This is a genomic window from Salibaculum sp. (assembly GCF_035270045.1).
In the GTDB taxonomy this organism is placed as follows: Bacteria; Pseudomonadota; Alphaproteobacteria; order Rhodobacterales; family Rhodobacteraceae; genus Salibaculum.
This window is the reverse complement of record NZ_DATFIP010000079.1, coordinates 1-20,885: the sequence shown is the minus strand read 5'-3', so window position 1 is coordinate 20,885 and position 20,885 is coordinate 1. Positions and strand designations below refer to the sequence as shown.

Genomic DNA, 20,885 nt, shown 5'->3' with positions numbered 1-20,885 from the left:
CCCCATGAGCGTTGACCTGAAAACCCGCCTGTGCGCCGCCGTGGATGCCGCCTTCGACCGGCAGGTCGACTTCCTGTCCGAGCTGACCTCGCACCCCTCTACCCGGGGCAACGAAAGATCTGCGCAGGATTTCATGGCTCGCGAACTGGGCGCGCGAGGCTACGAGATCGACCGCTGGCAAATCGACCTTGCCGAGATCCGGCACCTGCCCGGATTCTCGCCCGTGCTTGGCCCCTACGAAGACGCGGTCAACGTGGTGGGCACCCACCGCGCCCGCACCGGCCGCGGCCGATCGCTGATCTTGAACGGCCATATCGACGTTGTGCCCGCCGGGCCCGCGGACATGTGGAACAGTCCACCCTTTGAACCTCGGGTCGCGGATGGCTGGCTCTACGGGCGCGGGGGCGGCGACATGAAGGCGGGCCTGACCTCGAACCTGTTCGCGTTGGATGCGCTGGCGGCCTGCGGCCTGGCCCCCGCGGGCGACGTGTTCTACCAGTCAGTCGTGGAAGAGGAATGCACGGGCAACGGTGCGCTGGCCTGCCTGGCCCGTGGCTACACCGCCGATGCGGCCCTGATCCCCGAACCCTTTGCCGAAAAACTGGTCATGGCGCAACTGGGTGTGATCTGGTTCCAGGTGCACCTCAAGGGGCTGCCGACCCACGTGGCCTATGCCGGCACCGGGTCGAACGCGATCGAGGCGGCAATCCCGCTCATCCAGGCCCTGCACGAGATGGAACACCGCTGGAACGCCGCCGGACACCGCCCGGCGGACTACGCCCACATGGACCACGCCCTGAACCTCAATGTAGGCCGCATCGAAGGCGGCGACTGGACCAGTTCCGTGCCCGCATGGTGCGTCTTCGACGTGCGCATGGGGCTCTTCCCCGGCCAATCCATCGACGCGGCCAAGTCCGAGATCGAACAGGTGATCCTGAAGGCCGCGCAAGGCAACGCCTTCCTGCGCGATTCCCTGCCACAGATCGTCTACCACGGCTTCCACGCCGAGGGTTACGCGCTGTCGCAGGATGGGTCGGCCCGCGCGGCCGATGCGATCTCGGCGCTGGACCGGGCGCATCACGACATCACCGGCGACACGCTGACCCGTACGGCGATTACCGCAACCACCGACGCACGGTTCTTCGGGCTTTACGCGGACACGCCCGCGCTGGTCTACGGGCCGCGCGCCGAGGCCATCCACGGCTTCAACGAACGTGTCGACCTGGACAGCCTGCGCCGCGTCACCAAGGCCACTGCCATGTTCATCGCCGACTGGTGCGGCACGCAAGAGGTATAGCACATGCGCGACGCCGTCATCGTTTCCACCGCCCGGACGCCCATAGCCAAGGCCTATCGCGGGGCGTTCAACACCCTCACCGCGCCCAGCCTGGCCGCGCCGGCGGTCACGGCCGCCCTTTCGCGGGCGGGACTGACCGGGGACGAGGTCGAGGACGCCGTGTTCGGATCGGCCCTGACACAGGGCACGTCCGGCGTGAACGTCGCCCGCCACATCGCACAGGCCGCCGGACTGCCCGACAGCGTGGCCGGGGCCACCGTGGACCGGCAATGTGCCTCGGGTCTCAACGCGATCGCCGTGGCGTCGCACATGGTGGGCTGCGAAGGAGTGGGCGTGGCGCTGGCCGGGGGGCTGGACTCCATCTCTCTGGTCCAGAACAACCACTGGAACGGGCACCGCTACCGCGACCCATCCGTTTCCGACCGCTACTACCTGAACATGCTCGACACCGCCGAAATCGTCGCCGCGCGCTACGGCGTGACCCGCGCCGTGCAGGACGCCTATGCCCTGCAAAGCCAGCAGCGCACGGCGCAGGCGCAGGAAGCCGGGCGTTTCGCCGACGAGATCGTGCCGGTCGAGGCGGTGAAACAGGTGACCGACAAGGCCACCGGCGAGACCCGCGAAGAAGCCGTGCGGCTGGATCAAGACGAGTGCAACCGTCCCGGCACCACTGCCGCGGGGCTGGCCGCGCTGGCCCCCGTGCAGGGCGATGGCAAGACCGTCACCGCCGGAAATGCCAGCCAGCTGTCCGACGGCGCCGCCGCGCTGGTGGTGATGGAGGCCGCCGAGGCCGCCCGGTGCGGCCTGTCGCCGCTTGGGGCGCTGCGCGGATTCGCGGTTGCCGGTGTCGCCCCGGATGAAATGGGGATCGGCCCGGTGGTCGCCATTCCCAGGCTTCTGGCACGCGCGGGCCTGGCCATTGAGGATATCGACCTGTGGGAAATCAACGAGGCCTTCGCCGCGCAACTGGTCCATTGCCGTGACGCGCTGCAAATCCCCGACGACAAACTCAACGTGAACGGCGGTGCGATCGCCATAGGCCACCCCTATGGCATGTCGGGCGCGCGCATGGCAGGGCATGTCCTGCTGGAAGGCCGTCGCCGGGGCGCGAAATGGGCGGTCGTGTCCATGTGCGTTGGCGGTGGGCAGGGCGCCGCGGGCCTCTTCGAGGTTTTCTGAGGAGGAGATCATGCAGCCGCTTACCCACGATCACATCGCCCAACTGACCGCGCTGCGGCACGAGTTGCATCGCCACCCCGAGGTATCGGGACAGGAACGCGCGACCGCAGAGCGCATCACCTCGGAGCTGAAGGCGCTTGGCGCGGATCGCATCTGGCAAGGCCTCGGCGGCCATGGCGTTGCCGCGGAATTCCGCGGCGCCGGGTCCGGGCCGACCGTCCTGCTGCGTTGCGAGCTCGACGGGCTGCCGATCCACGAGATCAGCGACCTGCCCTATCGCTCGGCGACCGAGGGCCAGGGCCACCTGTGCGGCCATGACGGGCACATGGTGACGCTGCTGGGCGTGGCCCGGCACTTGGCCCGGCGCCCGGCGCGCGGGCGGGTCATCCTGCTGTTCCAACCGGCCGAGGAAACGGGCGCGGGCGCCAGGGCGGTCCTCGAAGACCCGCGCTGGCCGGAACTGCGCCCCGATTTCGCCTTCGCCTATCACAACGTGCCCGGGCACCCGCTGGGCGAAATCGGCCTGCGCCCCGGGCCGGGCAACTGCGCCTCGCGCGGGATGCAGATCCTGCTGCGGGGCAAAAGCTCTCATGCCGCCGTGCCCGAGGACGGCCTGTCCCCGGCGGCGGCCATGGCCGGGCTCATGGTGGCGTTGCCGCGCCTGTCCCAAGGCACCATCGGCGCCGCGGATTTCGCGCTCGCGACCCTGACCCATGCCTGCCTCGGCGCACCGACCTTCGGCATCGCCCCCGCGGACGGTGAACTGCGCGTGACGCTGCGCACCATGACCAATGCGCGCATGGATGCCCTGATCGCCCAGGCACAGGCGCTGGTGGAGGACGCGACCGACGATCTGCAAGTCGAGGTCCACTGGCACGACGTCTTCCGCGCCGTGGTCAACGACGCCGAGGCCACCGCCGTCGTCCGCGACGCGGCCCTGGCCGGCGGCCATGACATTGCCGACCTGTCCCGGCCCATGCGCTGGTCCGAGGACTTCGGGCTTATCGGCGATGACGGGGCAAGGGCCGCGTTGCTTTATGTCGGGGCCGGGACGGACCGTCCGCAACTGCACAATCCCGACTACGATTTCCCCGATGCGCTGATCCCGATCGTGACAGATCTTCTTTCGGGTGTCGTCGACCGCATCCTTGGACCGGCACCGGCCTGACCATGTCGCGAGGCCCCCTTCCCAGTTCCTGGTGCGATATTCACCTGGACCGGATTTCGCGGAACCTGGAACTGGCGCTGGACCTGTTGCCGACCGGGGTGGCCTTCTGCGCGGTCATGAAGGCTGACGCCTATGGTCACGGCATATCGCGCGTGGTCCCGCTCTTGATGGAGCAGGGGATATCCTGCATCGGCATCACCTCGAACGCCGAGGCGCACGCGGTGCGGGCAGCGGGTTTCGCGGGCCGACTGATCCGCCTGCGCGCCGCGTCCGCACCCGAGGTCGAAGATGCCCTGCCCGACAGGGTCGAGGAACAGGTCGGATCGCTCGCGGCGGCGCGCGCGCTGGCCGCGCGGCCGGGGTCGCGGCGGGCCGGCGCGGGGGTGCACCTTGCGCTGAACAGCGACGGCATGTCCCGCGACGGACTTGAGGTGGCGACCAGGGCAGGCCAACAGGAGGGCCGCGCGATCCTCGATATCCTCGCCCCGGACATCGTCGGCATATGCACGCATTTTCCCGGCAACGACGCCGCGGCCCTGCACAACGGATCGGAGCTGTTCCGGCAACAGGTCGACTGGGTCTGCGACACCGGCGGGCTGGACCGGTCCCGCATCCTGGCCCATGCGGGCAGCACGCTGACCCTGGTGTCGGGCCAGCCGGTGGCAACCGACATGTACCGATGCGGGGCGATTCTCTACGGCATCGTGAACCCGGAACTGGGGTTCCGGCCGTCGATGGAACTGAAATCCCGCGTGGTGCACCTGGGCGACTATCCGCGCGGCGCGAGCGTGGGATACGACCGCGCGCATCGACTGTCGGAGGATCGACGCCTGGCCTGCATCTCGATCGGATATGCCGCCGGCTATGGCCGCATTGCCCAGAATCGCGGCATGGTCGCGATCCGGGGCCGTCTGGCGGCCGTCCTGGGCAAGGTTTCAATGAATTCGATCGTGGCGGATGTCACCGGGATCGACAACGTGCAGATCGGCGACGAGGCCACCCTGTTCGGCGGAGACGGCGCCGCCGCGATCGGACCGGCTGCGGCGGCCGAACACTTCGGAACGATCCTGGCCGATCTCTTTACCGACTGGGGCCTGCGCAACGCGCGCCACTACGGCTGAGCCCTGCTGGACAAGTGCGCCCCTGCCCGTCGGGGCACCGACCCGTATTACCCGCCCCGGTATGGCACGGATGCCGCGTGAAACACGAAACGGCACTCCGAGCCGTCAATGGCGCAACAGGCGGTATGCTCGACCCTGACACAGGGATCGACAAGCCGCTGGAACAGCCGCTCCAACACCGCGCGATGCCAGGGACAGCCGGGCAGCGCCAGCGGATTGTCCCGGACGACGAGTTCCAGTTCAGGCCGCCGAATGCATGTCACCTCTGCATCACCGGCAAACGTCCAGGCGTGGTGGCCGATCGCCTTGAGCAGGACCGGCCCCGCCAGGCGGCCCGGCATGAGCCGCAACAGCACCCGGGCCGGGGCAGGGATACGATGGGCGAGGATGTAGTCGCCCGTCCTTCGGCCCGCGTCACGGGCCACTTGCCCGGCCAACGGCCCGGGCAGGGTCCGGGCCACGGCCTGATGCAGGCGCAGGGCGTCCTGCGCCGGCACCATCGCGTGGGGCAGGTTTCCGACAAGCCCCGGCATCGCGGCGGCCCGGCACACGCGGGTCAGCGCGCCCTGCCCCGCCAGGGCCTGCACCGCTTCGACTGTCTGCAGGATCGCGTTGGGGCCGACATGGTGGGCCGCACGGGGCTGCATCACTATTGCGCCGGCGTGGTGTGGTTCAACCTCGGCACGCTGACCTCCTGGACGTTCTGCCCGGCGATCCGGGCCTTCTCGGCCTTTATCTGGGCGCGCACGCTGGCCTTGCGTTCCGCGGCCCTGGCCTTGCGGTCGGCCATGGCGTCCCAGTCGGCCATCTGCGCCTCGGCGATCTGGCGGCTGTCATCGAACTGGAAATCGACCTTGTCCTTGGACTGCGGCCCCCAGTAGCCGACCTTGCCCAGGTCGTAGAACGTGCGCGCAAAGCCTGCCTTGGCAAAGGCCCGCAGGCAGCCAAGCAGGTATTTCCGCCGGAACCCCCGCCCCCGCCACGGGTAATGAAACAGCGCCTTGATCATGTAGAAGCGTCGGTAGTTGTGCATGACCCTGTCCAGCAGGGTGGCACGATCCATCGCCTCGGGTTTCATGATCGGGGTCACGAAATTGTATTTTTCGAAATCGAAGACCTCGACCTTGTCGCGCAGCTCCTGGAACAGAGGGGTGAAGGGCCAGGGGGTATACATCGTCCAGTTGGCGAGATCCGGGTTCCAGTCGCGTGCAAAGCGATAGGTCTCTTCCAGCGTTTCCTCGGTCTCGTTGTCCAGCCCGACGATGAACTGCGCCTCGGTAAAGATATCGGCCTCGCGCAGCAGGCGGATGGCCTCCTTGTTCTCTTCGACCTTGGTTTCCTTGTTGAACAGGTCAAGCTTCATCTGCGCGGCGGCCTCTGTGCCAAGGCTGATATGCACCAGCCCGGCTTCGCGCCACAGTCCCAGCATGTCCTTGTCGCGCTGGATGTCCGTCACGCGGGTATTGATGCCCCATTTCACCCGCTCGGGCAGGCCGCGGCGAATCAGTTCCTCGCAGAACTCGGTGAATTTCTTCTTGTTGATGGTGGGTTCCTCGTCGGCAAGGATGAAGAAGCCGACGCCGTGATTGTTCACCAGGTCCTCGATTTCATCCACGACCTTTTGCGGGTCGCGCACCCGGTAGTCGCGCCAGAACTTCCATTGCGAGCAGAACGAGCAGGTGAAGGGGCATCCACGCGCCAGGCTGGGAATGGCCAGCCGGGTGTTCAGCGGGATGTAGATGTATTTCTCCCAGTCCAGGATCGACCAGTCCGGGGTGATGGCGTCCAGGTTCTTGACCGTTGGCGCGGCCGGTGTTGCGATGATTTCCGACCCTTCGGCATAGGCAATGCCCTTGATCGTTTTGCGCTCGGTCTGCCAGCGCCCGTCCTCGACCGCACGCACGAAATCGAGAAACACCTCCTCGCCCTCTCCGCGCACGATGGCATCGATATGCGGGGCCTCGGACAGCACCTGCTTGTACATGAAGGTGGCATGGACCCCGCCCAGCACCGTCACGGCCTCCGGCGCGGCCACGCGAGCGATCTCCAGCGCGCGTTCGGCCTTGTAGATCGAGGGCGTGATCGATGTGGCCCCGACGATGTCGGGCTTGAGCGCAGCAATGCGCACGTGCAGCTCGGCCTCGTCGATGTCATGGGTCATGGCGTCGATGAAGTGGATGTCGGTGTAGCCGGCGGCCTTGAGTGGGCCGGCCAGGTAGGCGACCCAGGCTGGCGGCCAGTTGCCGGCAATCTCGGCGCCGCCGGAGTGATAGTTCGGGTGAATCAGGACCAGTCGCATGATGCCTCCTTGTCTGGGACAACGATGACATCATTTGTGTCAACTTTAATTGACATGGGTCAAGGTGACGCCCTTCAGCTCCGCGGGGTCAGGCGAAGTCCTGGCCCGCCTACCGCTCCGGCCAGATGCGCAGCCAGGGGGTGTGGTTTTCGGGGGTCGCTCAGGGCCGGGTCCCCGCCCATCCTCCCGTGTGGCACAGTCGAAGGCAGCCTCGCCCCGGGGTGGATGCGTGCAACAGGCATAGAGGCCCGGCGTGCAATACTTGCCCGGCGCCGGGCGCTGTCAGGTAAACTCGGGGCGCACCAGGCGGGTCAGATGGGCGAGGTTCTTCAGCCCGATCCGCAGGTGGGCCATGGGCCGGGCGCGCACCAGCGCCTTGTTCATGTAGGCCTCGAAGGTCAGGCGCTGCACGTCGACGTCGTGACACAGCGACACGAAGCGTTCGCGCCGTTCGTCCGAGCGGTAATAGGCCTTCTGCATGCTGGCCAGCACGCGGAAGACCGTCTTGTGTTCACGCATGAAAAGCTGTCGGGCGAGGCGCAGATCACGCGCGCGCCCGGTTTTCAGACAGGCGGCGGCGGCGCTGGCGGCCACGCGCCCGCCGACCATGGCGTAATAGATCCCCTCGCCCGAGCTGGGGGCAACGACGCCGGCGGCATCGCCTGCCAGCACCACGTCAAGCCCGTTGTCCCAGCGATCGAGGGGTTTCAGCGGGATCGGCGCGCCTTCGCGCCGAATCGTCGGGCAGTCGGCCAGCCCGCTGGCCGCGCGCAGGTCGGCAGTGGCCTGTTTGAGGTTCACGTCCTTCACGAGCGAGCCCATGCCCACGCTGGCCTTGCCGCCATGCGGAAAGACCCAACCGTAGAAATCGGGCGAGATGCGGCCGTCATACACCACGTCGCAGCGGTCGGGGTGATAGTCGCCAACCGGACCGGGGGCCTCGATGATCTCGTGGTAGGCGATGACGTAGGGAATCCGATCACCGCCCTCGACCTCGTCACGCGCCACGTTGGACCGCGCCCCGTCCGCCCCGATGACCAGCCGGGCCGAAAGGCTGCGGGTCTCACCGCTGTCTCGGTCCCGGTAATGGACCCGAGGGTTGCCGCCTTCGCGGTCGATGGACTGGTAGGTGCCGGTCAGGCGCGTCGCCCCGGCGTCTGCGGCGCGATTGCGCAGGAAGTCGTCGAAATCCTCGCGGTCGACCATGCCGACAAAGCCGTTGTCGATCGGGATATCCACCCGGCGTCCGCTGGGCGCGATCATCCGAGCGGTGGTTATCCGGGCCACCAGAAGGTCCTCGGGAATGGCGAAATCGGCGATCAGCCGGGGCGGGATGGCCCCGCCACAGGGCTTGATCCGCCCGGCCCGGTCCAGCAGCGCGACCCGGTGCCCCGACCGGACCAGGTCCTCGGCGGCGGTGGCGCCGCTGGGCCCGCCCCCCACCACGATAACATCGACGTCAGGCATGGATCATTCCCCCGGAACGGCCAGGGGCGCACGGCGGCCCTGGGTATGTGCGATCACCCGCTGGCCCATCAGGGCCGCGAGCACGAAAAGCGCTGCCTCGAACAGGAAGACCGCGCCGAAAGCCTGTGCATCCTGCACCAGCAAAAGCCGCATCACATCGACGGCCGCTGCGCCCAACAGGCCGCCGAACCCGGCGGCGACGGCCTGCGCCGCGCCCCACAGGCCCATGCGGGTGCCCTCGCGCGCGCCACGACCCTCACCCGCCAGGGCCATCATCGACCCGATGGCCGCCACGGCGAACATGCCGTTGAAGTACCCCAGCGTGACGACCGCGCCGATAAGGGCCCCCGATAGTGCCAGCGGCCCCAGCGCCGAGATCGCGGCCAGGCTGGCCGCCGACCCCAGGCACCCGGCCACGACCCAATGCCGAAGCGAGCCGATGCGGAACCCGGTGGCGGCGATCCCCACCGTGAGCATGCCCAGAAAAACCCCGCCGTTCTGCGCCCCGCTGAGCGAGGTGGACTGCCCCGGCGTGAAGCCGAAGACCAGCCCGGCGTAGGGTTCGAGGATCAGTTCCTGCATGAAATAGGCGGTCATGGAGAGGAAGACGAAGATGGTGAAATTGCGCGCTTTCCGCTCGGCCCAGACCTCGCGCAGCCCGGCAACGAAACCCTGCGGGATGGGTTCCGGTTCGGCGGCGGCCACCCGCGCCTCTATGCCCCAGACGGTCAGCGTGGTCAGCACCACGGCGCCCAAGGTCACGATCCCGACGATGCGCAGCAGCAATTGCGGTGTATAGGGGTCCAGGAAGGCGCCCACGGTGCCTGCCGTCACGGCAATCCCGGCAATCATCATCAGCCAGGTGATCGTGGCGGCGGCAGCGCGGCGACGCGGCGCAGTCGCGGTGGCCAGCAGAGCCAGCAGCGAGGTGCCCGAGGCCCCCACGCCCACCCCGATCAGCGCATAGGCGGCGATGGAGAGGGCCATCCCCGCGGCGAAATTGCCCTCGAGCAGTACAACCCCGTGCGCCGCGCCATAGGCGCCAAGGGCCAGCGCCCCCATGCCGCCGATGATCCAACGCGTCCGGTGCCCGCCGGTGTCGGACAGGAAGCCCCAGTTGGGCCGTGTGATCTGGATCCCGTAGTGCAGCGCCACCAGGAACCCGGGCAGAATGGCGGGCAGCGCCAGTTCCACCACCATGAGGCGGTTGAGCGTCGAGGTGGTCAGCACCACCACCGCGCCCAGTGCCATCTGCACGAGTCCCAGGCGGACGATGGATAGCCAGCTCAGGTTCATTACATCCCTTCCATGTTGCGCAGGGCGAAGGCGGCCACCATCATCCCGCTGACGTAAAGGCTCACGCCTGTCGCGTTGTACCAGGGCGCGCGGCCCTTCGGATCGGTCAGAAGAACGCGCATTGCCAAGACCTGCGCCGCCAGAAGCGCCGCGATGACCAGCGCGTGCCAGGGCCGGTCCCAGGTCAGCAGCAGCGCGATCACCGCCAGTTGCGGCAGCGCCATGACCCAGCAGGCCACGCGCGCCGCCCGTTCCGGGCCAAGCGTGACCGGAAGGGAGTTCACGCCAGTCTGGCGGTCGCCCTCCAGGGCCTTGAAATCATTGAGCGTCATGATGCCATGCGCCCCCAGTGCATAGAGCAGCGCCACCACGACGGTGGTCAGCGGCGGGGCACCGGCCGCAAGAACGGCCGCCCCGGTGAACCAGGGCAGCCCCTCGTAACACAGACCGACCAGACCCGGCCCCCAGATCCCGGACCGCTTCAGCCGGATGGGCTCGGCCGAGTAGGCCCATGCCGCGACAACGCCGAAGACAGTCGCCCCGAAGCCCCAAGGCCCCAGCACCGTGCCCAGCGCCAGCGCCAGCGCGCTTATGAAAAGCGCGATCCACAGCCCCCAGCGCCCGGGAATCCGACCCGAGGGGATGGGGCGGTCGGGTTCGTTGATGGCATCGACGTGGCGGTCGCACCAGTCATTGGCGGCCTGGCTCATGCCGCAGACCACCGGACCGGCCAGCACCATGCCCACCAGCACGGCAACTGGCGCCGTCGCCGGTGCCACCCCCGAAGCGACAACGCCGCAGAGATAGGCCCAGATGGGCGGGAACCACGTCACCGGCTTGAGCAGGGTCAGAACGGACCGCGGCTGCGGCCAACGCCGGGGTGTGCGTAAACTTTCGCTGACACTCATGTGTCAACTAAACTATACAATCAAGATTCTTGAAAGAGTTTTCTTGTCGCGATCGCCACTCGGGCCGTCTAGTCGCCGTCGGCGGACTTGAGCAGCCCGTACTTGCGCAGCTTCACGTAAAGGCTCTGACGGGACAGGCCCAGCATCTCGGCGGCGGCCACACGATTGTTGTCGGTCAACTGGACGGCGGTTTCGATGCACAGCTTCTCGACCACCTCGGAGGTGGCCGAAACCAGTTCCTTGAGCGACCGCGTGCCGACAAGATCCATGACGTTCTGCATGGCCTCGTCACTGACCATGACATTTGACCGTTCGGCCTCGGGCACCTGGCTGGCCGAGACATCGCGAATGATCAGGCCGAATCCCGTATCGCCGCCCTGCTGACGCAGCCGCGTGACAGAAATGTCCACCGGCGTGCGGGTCCCGATCGCGCTCTTGACCTGCGCGCCGTAGTGGCTCATCCGGCCCTTCTGGGCCGCGCTATCCAGCATGAGCTTGAGATCAACCGAACCCCGCAGCAGGAAGTCCGCCATGGACTGGTCCTGCACGTCGCGGATCTGCATGGCGTCGGCCATGGTCAGAAAGGCATCGTTGGCTTCCCGGATGCTGCCCCTGGCATCGGTCAGCACGACCGCGTCGGAGGTCGCCCCGTAGAGCGAGAGCAGCAGGTTCGAGAATTCGGGGCCGGCCGAGGCGCCGTCATCGACCACGTCGAGGCGGCAGAGAAGAACCAGGTCACCCGCCACGCGGAAGAACCGGGGGCGCAGGTTGAGGATGCGGCCGTTGCGGCGCGACACGGCCTCGATCCCACAGTCCACATCGGCCGTCGCGGCCGTGCGCAGCGCATCCATGAATTCACCCCGGCGGCGTCCGTCGAAGGCCTGCGGCAGGATGTTACCCCGCAGAGTCTCGGCGGTGCTGCCCAGAAGGGACGCCGCCGCCGAGTTGATTTCATTGATGCGAGCCTTTTCCGGGTCGACCACGACCAGCGGTGTCTCGGATTCCTCGAAAACGATTCGGAACAGGGTCTGCCCGGCGCGCAGCTTTTGATGATCGGACTCCCGGGCCAGCTGTTCGCGCAAAAGGCGCTGCTGGACCTCGGCAAGCGGTTGCATGTCGCGTCCGAACAGGAGGATCCCGCCATCGGCCACGCGGTGCATCGTGTAACGCACCGGGAATTCCCACGTCGCGTTGTCCTTGTGGTTCAATTCCATCGACCGAGGTTCCAGGTCCGGGTCCGCCGTCATGGCGTAGAACCTGTTCGAAAACTTCTCGGCGCTTTCGTTGGTCAGGAAACTGTCGAACCGCCGACCGACCCAATGATCGAGGCAGCCCAGCGATGCACTGTCAGGATTGACCGTTATCCCCTGGATTTCGCCGGCCTGGTCCAGCATGACCGCGATGTCCGAGGCCTTCTCGACAAGATTTCCTACCGTCGCGACCTCCGGCAATCGCCCGGCAGTCATCGTCTCGCGTGCTCGACCTTGCCTGCTCACTCGGTATCTCCGCCATGTCGGACAAGTCGGCGTCTAGGTATTCAGCTTGTCCAGTCCTGTTTCTTGCGAGATAGACATCAATCCTGCCCGATCAACCGCCTCACGCACGGTTTTCACGGCGAAGTCCACCCCGGTCAATCGCTCTACCTTCGCAGGCTCCGTTACCGCGCGCCCACCGATCACCATCGGCGGACAGTGGTCGAGCCCCTGTCTTATGTAATCAACAAAATCACCGGCCTTTTCAACCGATTTCCATGTTGCGGCCGTCAAACCCACAAGGGAAAAGCGGCTTGATGCAATCAGCTCGACCAATTCGTCGCGGTTCAACCCGATTCCCATATGCACCCACAGCCCGTGCCGGCGGAACTGGTCCGCGGCCACGAAAGCGCCCAGCGCGTGGTCCTCATAGGGCGGAATCACCATAAGCACCGATTGGCCAAGCGGTATGCTGCGGTCGAGCAGGCTGACCTCGGCCGGTTCGCCCGCCTCGCGCAGAAGCGCCTGCAGACGTGCGGACCCGAGCGAGACATCGACGAAACTGGCCCGGTCGTTTACCCACATCTCTCCAAGGTAGCGCGACACAGCGGGAATGTAACTCTGGTAGACCTCCGAGCTCCTCACGCCGCTGGCGATGAGCGACGAGATCGCCGCCCTGTGGCTGGTCTCGCTGTCCGAAACCATCGTCGCCGCAAGGTGGGCGATCCATTCGTCGCGCGTCGACGGTTTCTCGCTTTGCGATGTCGAGGCGACTGATCGAAGCGCGGATTCCACGAGGTATCTGATGGATGGCGACTCGCCGTCCGACTGACCTGCATTCCTGAATTCATCGTCCTGTTCCATGTGCCCCCTCCCGTTGGCTGCCATGGGTGTCCGGCTTGTGTAGCCCGCGCTTTCACGCATGGGACGAAGCTAGTTTGCTGGCGGTGATTTCCAATGTCAATTTTAATTGACATGCGTCCTTCTGGAAGAAGAGCCAACAAGCTGAGCAACCGCAAGAATTTGTCAGCCAGGCACGGGCGCTGGCACTCGAAAGGCCAAGGTGATAACATATAACAATAACGCCATGCACGCCATGCTGACGCATCGGAGATGACAGTATATTTGGACATGCTCGGCTCTCAAAATCTGTAAATTTTAATTGACACTTTGCCCCTGCGCCCCCTAGCATCGTGCCATGTCAAACTTCCGATCAGGGGATCAGATGACGCCCTCGGCGCAGACACAATCCGACGCCGCCGCACTCTACACGCCGGCGCAGCGCGCAAGACGCGACGCCAGCCTCTGGACGCTGGTGCAAGGGATTCTTGCGCCGCTTCAGTTCGTGGTCTTCCTGGTCTCGCTTGCGCTGGTGGTGCGCTACCTTGTTGCCGGCACCGGTTACGAGGCGGCGACCTGGTCGGTCCTGGCCAAGACCAGCCTGCTGTATCTTATCATGGTGACCGGGGCGATCTGGGAAAAGGTCGTTTTCGGCCAGTATCTTTTCGCCCCGGCCTTTTTCTGGGAAGACGTTTTCAGCTTTGCCGTCATCGGCCTGCACACCGCCTATGTCTGGGCGCTGTTCGCCGGGGCAATGGCGCCGGTCGCGCTGATGTGGCTGGCGCTGGCCGCCTATGCCGCCTACGTCATCAATGCCGGGCAATTCCTGCTCAAGCTGCGCGCCGCGCGCCTGCAATCCGGGGCCCCGGCATGACCCACCACAGCCCCCCGCCCCCCGCCATGGGATGCAACAATGCCCCGGTCCTCAAGGAACGCGGCCAGCACGAGGTTTTTTGCGGCCTGACGGGAATCATCTGGCTGCATCGCAAGATGCAGGACGCCTTCTTCCTTGTCGTGGGCAGCCGCACCTGCGCGCATTTGCTGCAAAGCGCCGCCGGGGTGATGATCTTCGCCGAACCCCGATTCGGCACCGCGATCCTGGAGGAAAGCGACCTGGCCGGCCTGGCCGACGCGCAAGAAGAGCTGGAACGCGAGGTCGACCGCCTGCTGGCGCGCCGCACCGACATTCGCCAGCTGTTCCTGGTGGGCTCCTGCCCCTCCGAGGTCATCAAGCTGGACCTGTCGCGTGCCGCCGAGCGGCTGAGCGCGCGCCACGCGCCCAAGGTGCGGGTGCTGAACTATTCCGGCTCGGGTATCGAGACGACCTTCACCGAGGGCGAAGATGCCTGCCTCGCCGCCATGGTGCCGGCCCTGCCCGATACCGACGCCCGACAGCTGATGATGGTCGGCGCCCTGCCAGACGTGGCCGAGGACCAGGCGCTGGACCTGCTGGCCCGGATCGGCATCGACAACGTCACCGTCCTGCCCGCCCGCCACGCCGATGCGCAGGTCGGAGTCGGCCCCAACACCAGCTTCGCCCTGACACAGCCTTTCCTGGGTGGCACCCATTCCGCCCTGGAAAGACGCGGGGCGCGTCACATTCCCGCGCCGTTCCCGTTCGGCGAGGAGGGCACCACCGCGTGGCTTCGCGCCGTTGCGCGGGACTTCGGGATCGACCAGGCGCGTGTCGATGCCGTGATCGACGCGCCCCGCGCACGCGCCCGCAAGGCCGTGGCCAAGGCCGCCGAAACGCTGTCCGGCAAGACGCTCTTCTTCTTCCCCGACAGCCAGATGGAGATTCCGCTGGCCCGGTTCCTGACCCGCGAATGCGGGATGGAAGCTGTCGAGGTCGGCACGCCCTATATCCACAAGGCGCTGGTCGACCCCGATCTGGAGCTTCTGGCCGAGGGACCCGTGATCGCCGAGGGGCAGGATGTCGAAAAGCAGCTGGACCGGTGCCGCGCCGCGCGTCCTGACCTGACGGTATGCGGGCTTGGGCTGGCCAATCCGCTTGAGGCGGAAGGCATGACGACCAAGTGGGCCATCGAGTTGGTCTTCACCCCGGTGCATTTCTACGAACAGGCCGGGGATCTTGCCGGGCTCTTCTCGCGCCCGCTGCACCGCCGGGACAGGCTCAGGCTGGAGGCGGCGGAATGAAACTCGCGGTGTGGACATACGAAGGCCCGCCGCATGTCGGTGCCCTGCGTGTCGCCACGGCCATGACCGGCCTGCACTACGTGCTGCACGCGCCCCAGGGCGACACCTATGCCGACCTTCTGTTCACCATGATCGAGCGGCGCGACCACCGCCCGCCGGTGACCTACACCACCTTTCAGGCCCGCGACCTCGGCGCTGACACTGCCAACCTGTTCAAGACCGCCTGCGAAGCAGCCTACGAGCGTTTCCAGCCGCAGGCGATGATCGTCGGGGCCTCCTGCACCGCCGAACTGATCCAGGATGATCCCGGCGGCATGGCCGAGACCATGGGCATGCCGATCCCGATCATCCCGCTGGAGCTGCCCAGCTACCAGCGCAAGGAGAACTTCGGCGCCGACGAGACCCTGTTCCAGCTGGTCCGCCGCCTGGCCGAACCGATGGCGCGGACCGAAACGATCACCGCCAACCTGATCGGCCCCACCGCGCTGGGCTTTCGCCACCGCGATGACATCCCCGAGGTCACCGCCCTGCTCGAAGGGATGGGTATCAAGGTCAATGTCTGCGCGCCTTACGGAGCCAGCCCCGCGGACCTGGCCCGGCTGGGAGCCGCGCATTTCAACGTGCTGATGTATCCCGAAACCGGCGAAGCCGCCTGCCGCTGGATGGAACGGGAACTTGACCAGCCCTTCACCCGGACCGTGCCCATCGGCGTCGGTGCCACCCGCGATTTCGTGGCCGAGGTGGCAGATATCACCGGGCTCGAACCGCGCCTGGACGAAAGCCGCCTGCGGCTGCCCTGGTACTCGGCCTCGGTCGACTCGACCTACCTGACCGGCAAGCGGGTCTTCATCTTCGGCGACGGCACCCATGTCGCCACCGCCGCGCGGATCGCGCGCGACGAGATGGGTTTCGAGGTGGTTGGCTTGGGCTGCTACAACCGCGAAATGGCCCGCAAGATCCGCGCGCTGGCCAAGGAGTTCGGCGTGGCCGCCCTGATCTCGGACGATCACCTGGACGTTGAAGCCGCGATCGCCGAGGCCGCGCCGGAACTGATCCTGGGCACCCAGATGGAGCGTCACACGGGCAAGCGGCTGGGCGTTCCCTGCGCCGTGATCTCGGCGCCCGTGCACGTGCAGGACTTCCCCGCCCGCTACAGCCCGCAGATGGGGCTGGAGGGCGCGAACGTCATCTTCGACACCTGGGTGCACCCGCTTGTCATGGGGCTGGAAGAGCACCTGCTGACCATGTTCCGCGAGGATTTCGAATTTCATGACGCGGCCGGCCCCAGCCATCATGGCGGGGCCCATGTTCCCCGCGATGCGGCGGACGCGCCCGGCCAGGAGGCCCCCGCCAAGGCCGGCAACGTGATCTGGCTGGACGCCGCCGAACGGGAACTGAGGAAGATCCCGTTCTTCGTGCGCGGCAAGGCCAAGCGCAACACCGAGGCCTTTGCCAGCGAACGCGGGCTGGGAGAGATCAGCGTCGACACCCTTTACGAGGCCAAGGCCCATTATGCGCGATGACGTGGCAATGAACCCGGGGCATGCCCCCTACCGCGTGGTGATCCTGACGCTGGACTCGCACGCCGCCGGCCCCTGTGCGCGGGTGGCCGAGCGCCTGGCCGCGGATTTCCCCGGCCTGGAACTGAGCGTTCATGCCGCCGCCGAATGGGGCGAAAGCGATGCGGCCCTGCAAGAGGCCCGCCGCGCCATCGCCACCGGCGATATCGTCATCGCCAACCTGCTGTTCCTGGAAGAACACGTTCAGGCGATCCTGCCCGACCTTCAGGCCCGCCGCGACACCTGCGACGCCATGGCCGGGCTGATCGCCGACGGCCAGATCGTGAAATGCACCCGCATGGGCACGCTCGACATGGCCGCGCCCGAAAGCGGAACCGCCAAGCTACTGAAAAAACTGCGCGGCGGCGGCAAGTCCGGGTCCAAGACTGACGACGGCGCGCGCAAGATGAAGATGCTGCGCCGCCTGCCGCGCATCCTGCGGCTGATCCCGGGCAAGGCACAGGACTTGCGCGCCTGGTTCCTGACCATGCAGTACTGGCTGGGCGCCTCGGACGACAACATCGAGGCGATGGTCCGTTTCCTGATCTCGCGCTACACCAACCGCGGCGACTGGCGCGGGGCCGAGGCCCCGGCCCCTCTGGAATACCCGGAAACCGGGCTTTACCATCCCGACCTGGCCGAGCGGATCACCACCGATACCGACGCCCTGCCTGCGCCCGCGACCCCGAGGGCCACTGTGGGACTGCTGATGATGCGCTCCTACGTGCTGGCCGGCGATACCGCCCATTACGACGCGGTGATCCGCGCACTTGAGGGCCAGGGCCTTCGGGTGCTGCCGGCCTATGCCGGGGGGCTGGACGGCCGCCCCGCGATCGAGGCGTTCTTTCGCGACAGCTATGGCGCGACCATCGACACGCTGCTGTCGCTGACAGGGTTCAGCCTAGTGGGCGGGCCCGCCTACAACGACACCGACGCGGCGGTCGAGACGCTCAAGGCGCTGGATGTGCCTTACGTTGCCGCGCATCCGCTGGAATTCCAGACGCTGGGCCAATGGGCCGGCTCGGCCGGGGGCCTTGGCCCCATCGAGACAACCATGCTGATCGCCCTGCCGGAACTGGACGGCGCGACCACGCCCACGGTCTTTGCCGGACGGCACGGGCCGGGCGGCTGCGCGGGCTGCACCCGTGACTGCGCCGAGACCTCGATGGTCAAGGAAATGGCCCCCTGCCCCGAACGGGTCGAGGTGCTGGCCTCCCGCGTCGCCCGGCAGGCCGCGCTGCACCGGAGCCGGGTGGCCGAGCGCCGAGTCGGCGTGGTGCTTTTCGGGTTTCCGCCCAACGCCGGCGCGGCCGGGACAGCGGCCTATCTCGATGTCTTCGCTTCTCTTTACAACACGCTGCACGCCATGGCCGCGCGCGGTTACGACCTGACCCCACCCGAAAGCGTCGAGGCGCTTCGGGCCGCTGTCTTGCAAGGCAGTGCCCAGCAATACGGGCAGGAGGCCAATGTTGCCGCCCATGTCGGGGCCGACGAGATGGTCGCCAACACCCCCTGGCTGGACGAGATCGAGGCACAGTGGGGCCCCGCCCCCGGTCGCGTGCAATCCGACGGGCGCGGCGTCTTCGTGCTGGGCGCGCGGTTCGGCAAGGTCTTCGTCGGGCTGCAACCGGCCTTCGGCTACGAGGGCGACCCGATGCGGCTGCTTTTCGAGCGCGGCTTCGCCCCCACCCATGCCTTCGCGCAGTTCTACCTGTGGCTGCGGCAGTCGTTCCAGGCCGACGTCCTGCTGCATTTCGGCATGCACGGAGCGCTGGAATTCATGCCGGGCAAACAGGCAGGTCCGGGTGCGGCCTGCTGGCCCGACCGGCTGATCGGCGACATGCCGAACGTCTATCTCTATGCCTCCAACAACCCCTCCGAGGCGACGCTCGCCAAGCGCCGCTCGGGCGCCGTGACGGTCAGTCACCTGACACCGCCGCTGGCGGCCTCGGGTCTTTACAAGGCCTTGGCCGAGTTGAAGGACAGCCTGACCCGCTGGCGCGGCATGGCACCCGATGCGCCCGAGCGCGGCGAGTTGGAGGCGCTGATCGCCGACCAGGCCGAGGCGGTCGACCTGGGGGGGCAACCGCCCGAGGCGCTCTGGCTGCGGCTGCTAGAAACCGAGGACGCGCTGATCCCGGAAGGTCTGCACGTACTGGGCCGCCCCATGAGCGACGACGCCCGCGCCGACTACCTGGACCTGATGGCCGAACGCGATCCCGAGACCCGCGCCCGCGTTGATGCCCATCTTCGGACAGACAGCGAGATCCCGGCCCTGCTGCACGCGCTTGACGGTCGCTATACCCCGCCAGTCCCCGGCGGCGACCTGATCCGTGCGCCCGAGGTCCTGCCCACGGGCCGCAACATCCATGCCTTCGATCCCTTCCGGATGCCCACTGCCTTTGCCTGCCAAGAGGGCGCAAAGCAGGCGAATCTTCTGCTGCAAACGCACGCCAGCCTGCCGCGCAGCGTGGCCCTCGTGCTCTGGGGGTCCGACAATATCAAGTCCGATGGCGCGCCCATGGCGCAGGCCCTGTCGTTGATCGGGGCGCAGCCGCGCTTCGACAGTTTCGGGCGGTTGTCCGGGGCCGACCTGATCCCGCTGGAAACCCTTGGCCGCCCGCGCATCGACGTGATCATGACCCTCTCGGGCATCTTCCGCGACCTGCTGCCCCTGCAGACCCGGCTGCTGGCCGAGGCCGCACACAAGGCCGCCCATGCCGATGAACCGCTGGACCGGAACTTTATCCGTGCCAATGCCCTGGCCTATGCCGAGAAGATCGGCTGCGACCTGGACACCGCGGCCCTGCGCGTCTTTTCGAATGCCGAGGGCGCCTACGGTTCCAACGTGAACCAGCTGGTCGACAGTTCCGCCTTCGGCGACGAGGACGAGCTGGCAGACGCCTACGAGGCCCGCAAGAGCTTTGCCTACGGCATGGACGGCAAGCCCGCGCAACAGACCGCGCTGCTGCAACAAGCCCTGAGCAAGGTGGACGTCGCCTACCAGAACCTTGAATCCGTGGAACTGGGCGTGACCACGGTCGACCATTACTTCGACACCCTGGGCGGGATATCCCGCGCCGTGAAACGCGCCCGCCAGGGCGAGGAGGCAGCCGTCTACATTTCGGACACCACGCGGGGCGCGGGAAAGGTGCGCAGCCTGGCCGACCAGGTGGCGCTGGAGACCCGGTCGCGCTCGCTCAATCCGAAATTCCACGAGGCCCTTCTGAGCCATGGCGCCGAGGGCGTGCGCCAGATCGAAAGCCACCTGACGAACACCCTGGGCTGGTCGGCCACCACGGGCCAGGTCGACCCATGGGTCTATCAGCGCATGTCGGAAACCTTCGTTCTGGACGAGACGATGCGCCAGCGGATGAGCGATCTGAACCCTGTGGCCTCCTCGCGCATGGCCAATCGCCTTCTGGAAGCCCACGACCGCGCCTACTGGGCACCCGACGATGCAACTCTGGCCGCGCTGCGCGACGCGGCCGACGCGCTGGAAGACCGGCTCGAAGGAGTGGCCGCCGAATGAAAGTGCTCAGCAAGAACATACGCTGCACCAAGCCGCGCCCGGGCGACGGGCCCACCACCCATGAAGGGAGGACCACATCATGAGTCCACTGGACACCAAACAACCGCCCTCGGCGCGGGCCAGCATGCGCGAGGCCGCCGGCCTGGAGGCCCGCCGCAAGGTCGAGACGCCGCCGGTGCTCAAGGGGCAGGACGGCGAAGGGTCGGTGCAGGTGCACCAGGACTCGTCGATGAAGATCGAGGGGGCCAAGGTCTTTTCCGTCTACGGCAAGGGCGGGATCGGCAAATCCACCACCTCGTCCAACCTCTCGGCGGCCTTCGCGAAGATGGGCAAGCGCGTGCTGCAGATCGGCTGCGATCCCAAGCACGACAGCACCTTCACCCTGACCAAGACGCTGGTGCCCACGGTGATCGACAAGCTGCAGGAAGTCGATTTCCACCCCGAGGAGCTGCGCGTCGAGGACTTCGTCTACGAAGGCTATAACGGTGTGCAGTGCGTCGAGGCGGGCGGCCCGCCGGCGGGCACCGGCTGCGGCGGCTACGTGGTCGGCCAGACGGTCAAGCAGCTGAAGGAACACCACCTGCTGGAAG

16 protein-coding genes are annotated in these 20,885 nt (G+C 67.0%); 9 read left to right on the top strand and 7 right to left on the bottom strand.

Features of this window, described 5'->3' with window-relative positions:
• The first annotated feature begins 4 nt into the window (after window positions 1-4).
• Genes VJ897_RS13710 through VJ897_RS13695 form a run of 4 tightly spaced genes read left to right on the top strand, consistent with a single transcriptional unit; the run spans window position 5 to window position 4,765 of the window.
• Complete coding sequence (locus VJ897_RS13710; protein ID WP_324056257.1) at window positions 5-1,297, top strand: ArgE/DapE family deacylase; 1,293 nt, start codon at window positions 5-7, stop codon at window positions 1,295-1,297.
• 3 nt (window positions 1,298-1,300) lie between these two features.
• Window positions 1,301-2,476 (top strand): acetyl-CoA C-acyltransferase, encoded by a 1,176-nt coding sequence (locus VJ897_RS13705; RefSeq protein ID WP_324056256.1) that lies wholly within the window; start codon window positions 1,301-1,303, stop codon window positions 2,474-2,476.
• A gap of 10 nt (window positions 2,477-2,486) precedes the next feature.
• Complete coding sequence (locus VJ897_RS13700) at window positions 2,487-3,644, top strand: amidohydrolase (RefSeq protein WP_324056255.1); 1,158 nt, start codon at window positions 2,487-2,489, stop codon at window positions 3,642-3,644.
• Between the two features lie 2 nt (window positions 3,645-3,646).
• Window positions 3,647-4,765, top strand: a complete 1,119-nt coding sequence (locus VJ897_RS13695; protein WP_324056254.1) for an alanine racemase — start codon at window positions 3,647-3,649, stop codon at window positions 4,763-4,765.
• 47 nt (window positions 4,766-4,812) lie between these two features.
• On the opposite strand, the gene bchJ is transcribed toward VJ897_RS13695, so the two are convergent.
• The 7 genes from bchJ to VJ897_RS13660 form a co-directional block, all read right to left on the bottom strand.
• The gene (gene bchJ, locus VJ897_RS13690; protein WP_324056291.1) at window positions 4,813-5,412 is read right to left on the bottom strand and encodes a bacteriochlorophyll 4-vinyl reductase; all 600 of its coding nucleotides are present in this window, start codon (window positions 5,410-5,412) and stop codon (window positions 4,813-4,815) included.
• Window positions 5,413-5,414: 2 nt separating this feature from the next.
• Complete coding sequence (bchE, locus tag VJ897_RS13685) at window positions 5,415-7,064, bottom strand: magnesium-protoporphyrin IX monomethyl ester anaerobic oxidative cyclase (protein WP_324056253.1); 1,650 nt, start codon at window positions 7,062-7,064, stop codon at window positions 5,415-5,417.
• 282 nt (window positions 7,065-7,346) lie between these two features.
• Window positions 7,347-8,531, bottom strand: a complete 1,185-nt coding sequence (locus tag VJ897_RS13680; protein WP_324056252.1) for a geranylgeranyl diphosphate reductase — start codon at window positions 8,529-8,531, stop codon at window positions 7,347-7,349.
• 3 nt (window positions 8,532-8,534) lie between these two features.
• Window positions 8,535-9,827: a BCD family MFS transporter gene (locus tag VJ897_RS13675; RefSeq protein ID WP_324056251.1), complete on the bottom strand. Its 1,293-nt coding sequence runs from the start codon at window positions 9,825-9,827 to the stop codon at window positions 8,535-8,537.
• On the bottom strand, window positions 9,827-10,735 hold the full coding sequence (gene chlG, locus VJ897_RS13670; RefSeq protein WP_324056250.1) for a chlorophyll synthase ChlG: 909 nt from the start codon (window positions 10,733-10,735) through the stop codon (window positions 9,827-9,829). Before chlG ends, VJ897_RS13675 begins: the two co-directional genes overlap by 1 nt.
• A gap of 68 nt (window positions 10,736-10,803) precedes the next feature.
• Window positions 10,804-12,231, bottom strand: a complete 1,428-nt coding sequence (ppsR, locus tag VJ897_RS13665; RefSeq protein ID WP_324056249.1) for a transcriptional regulator PpsR — start codon at window positions 12,229-12,231, stop codon at window positions 10,804-10,806.
• Between the two features lie 33 nt (window positions 12,232-12,264).
• Window positions 12,265-13,071 (bottom strand): cobalamin B12-binding domain-containing protein, encoded by an 807-nt coding sequence (locus VJ897_RS13660; RefSeq protein ID WP_324056248.1) that lies wholly within the window; start codon window positions 13,069-13,071, stop codon window positions 12,265-12,267.
• A 361-nt stretch (window positions 13,072-13,432) separates the two neighbouring features.
• Between VJ897_RS13660 and bchF the strand changes: the two genes are divergently transcribed.
• From bchF to VJ897_RS13635, 5 genes are all read left to right on the top strand, one after another.
• The gene (gene bchF, locus VJ897_RS13655) at window positions 13,433-13,921 is read left to right on the top strand and encodes a 2-vinyl bacteriochlorophyllide hydratase (protein ID WP_324056290.1); all 489 of its coding nucleotides are present in this window, start codon (window positions 13,433-13,435) and stop codon (window positions 13,919-13,921) included.
• The gene (locus VJ897_RS13650; protein WP_324056247.1) at window positions 13,918-15,204 is read left to right on the top strand and encodes a ferredoxin:protochlorophyllide reductase (ATP-dependent) subunit N; all 1,287 of its coding nucleotides are present in this window, start codon (window positions 13,918-13,920) and stop codon (window positions 15,202-15,204) included. Before bchF ends, VJ897_RS13650 begins: the two co-directional genes overlap by 4 nt.
• Entirely contained in the window at window positions 15,201-16,727 is a 1,527-nt protein-coding gene (gene bchB / locus VJ897_RS13645) for a ferredoxin:protochlorophyllide reductase (ATP-dependent) subunit B (protein ID WP_324056246.1), read from the top strand. The genes VJ897_RS13650 and bchB overlap by 4 nt, the downstream gene beginning before the upstream one ends.
• Window positions 16,717-20,295, top strand: coding sequence for a magnesium chelatase subunit H (locus VJ897_RS13640; protein ID WP_324056245.1), 3,579 nt, complete (start codon window positions 16,717-16,719; stop codon window positions 20,293-20,295). Before bchB ends, VJ897_RS13640 begins: the two co-directional genes overlap by 11 nt.
• A gap of 124 nt (window positions 20,296-20,419) precedes the next feature.
• Window positions 20,420-20,885 (top strand): AAA family ATPase (locus VJ897_RS13635; RefSeq protein WP_414706761.1); only part of this gene is annotated, 466 nt, incomplete at its 3' end.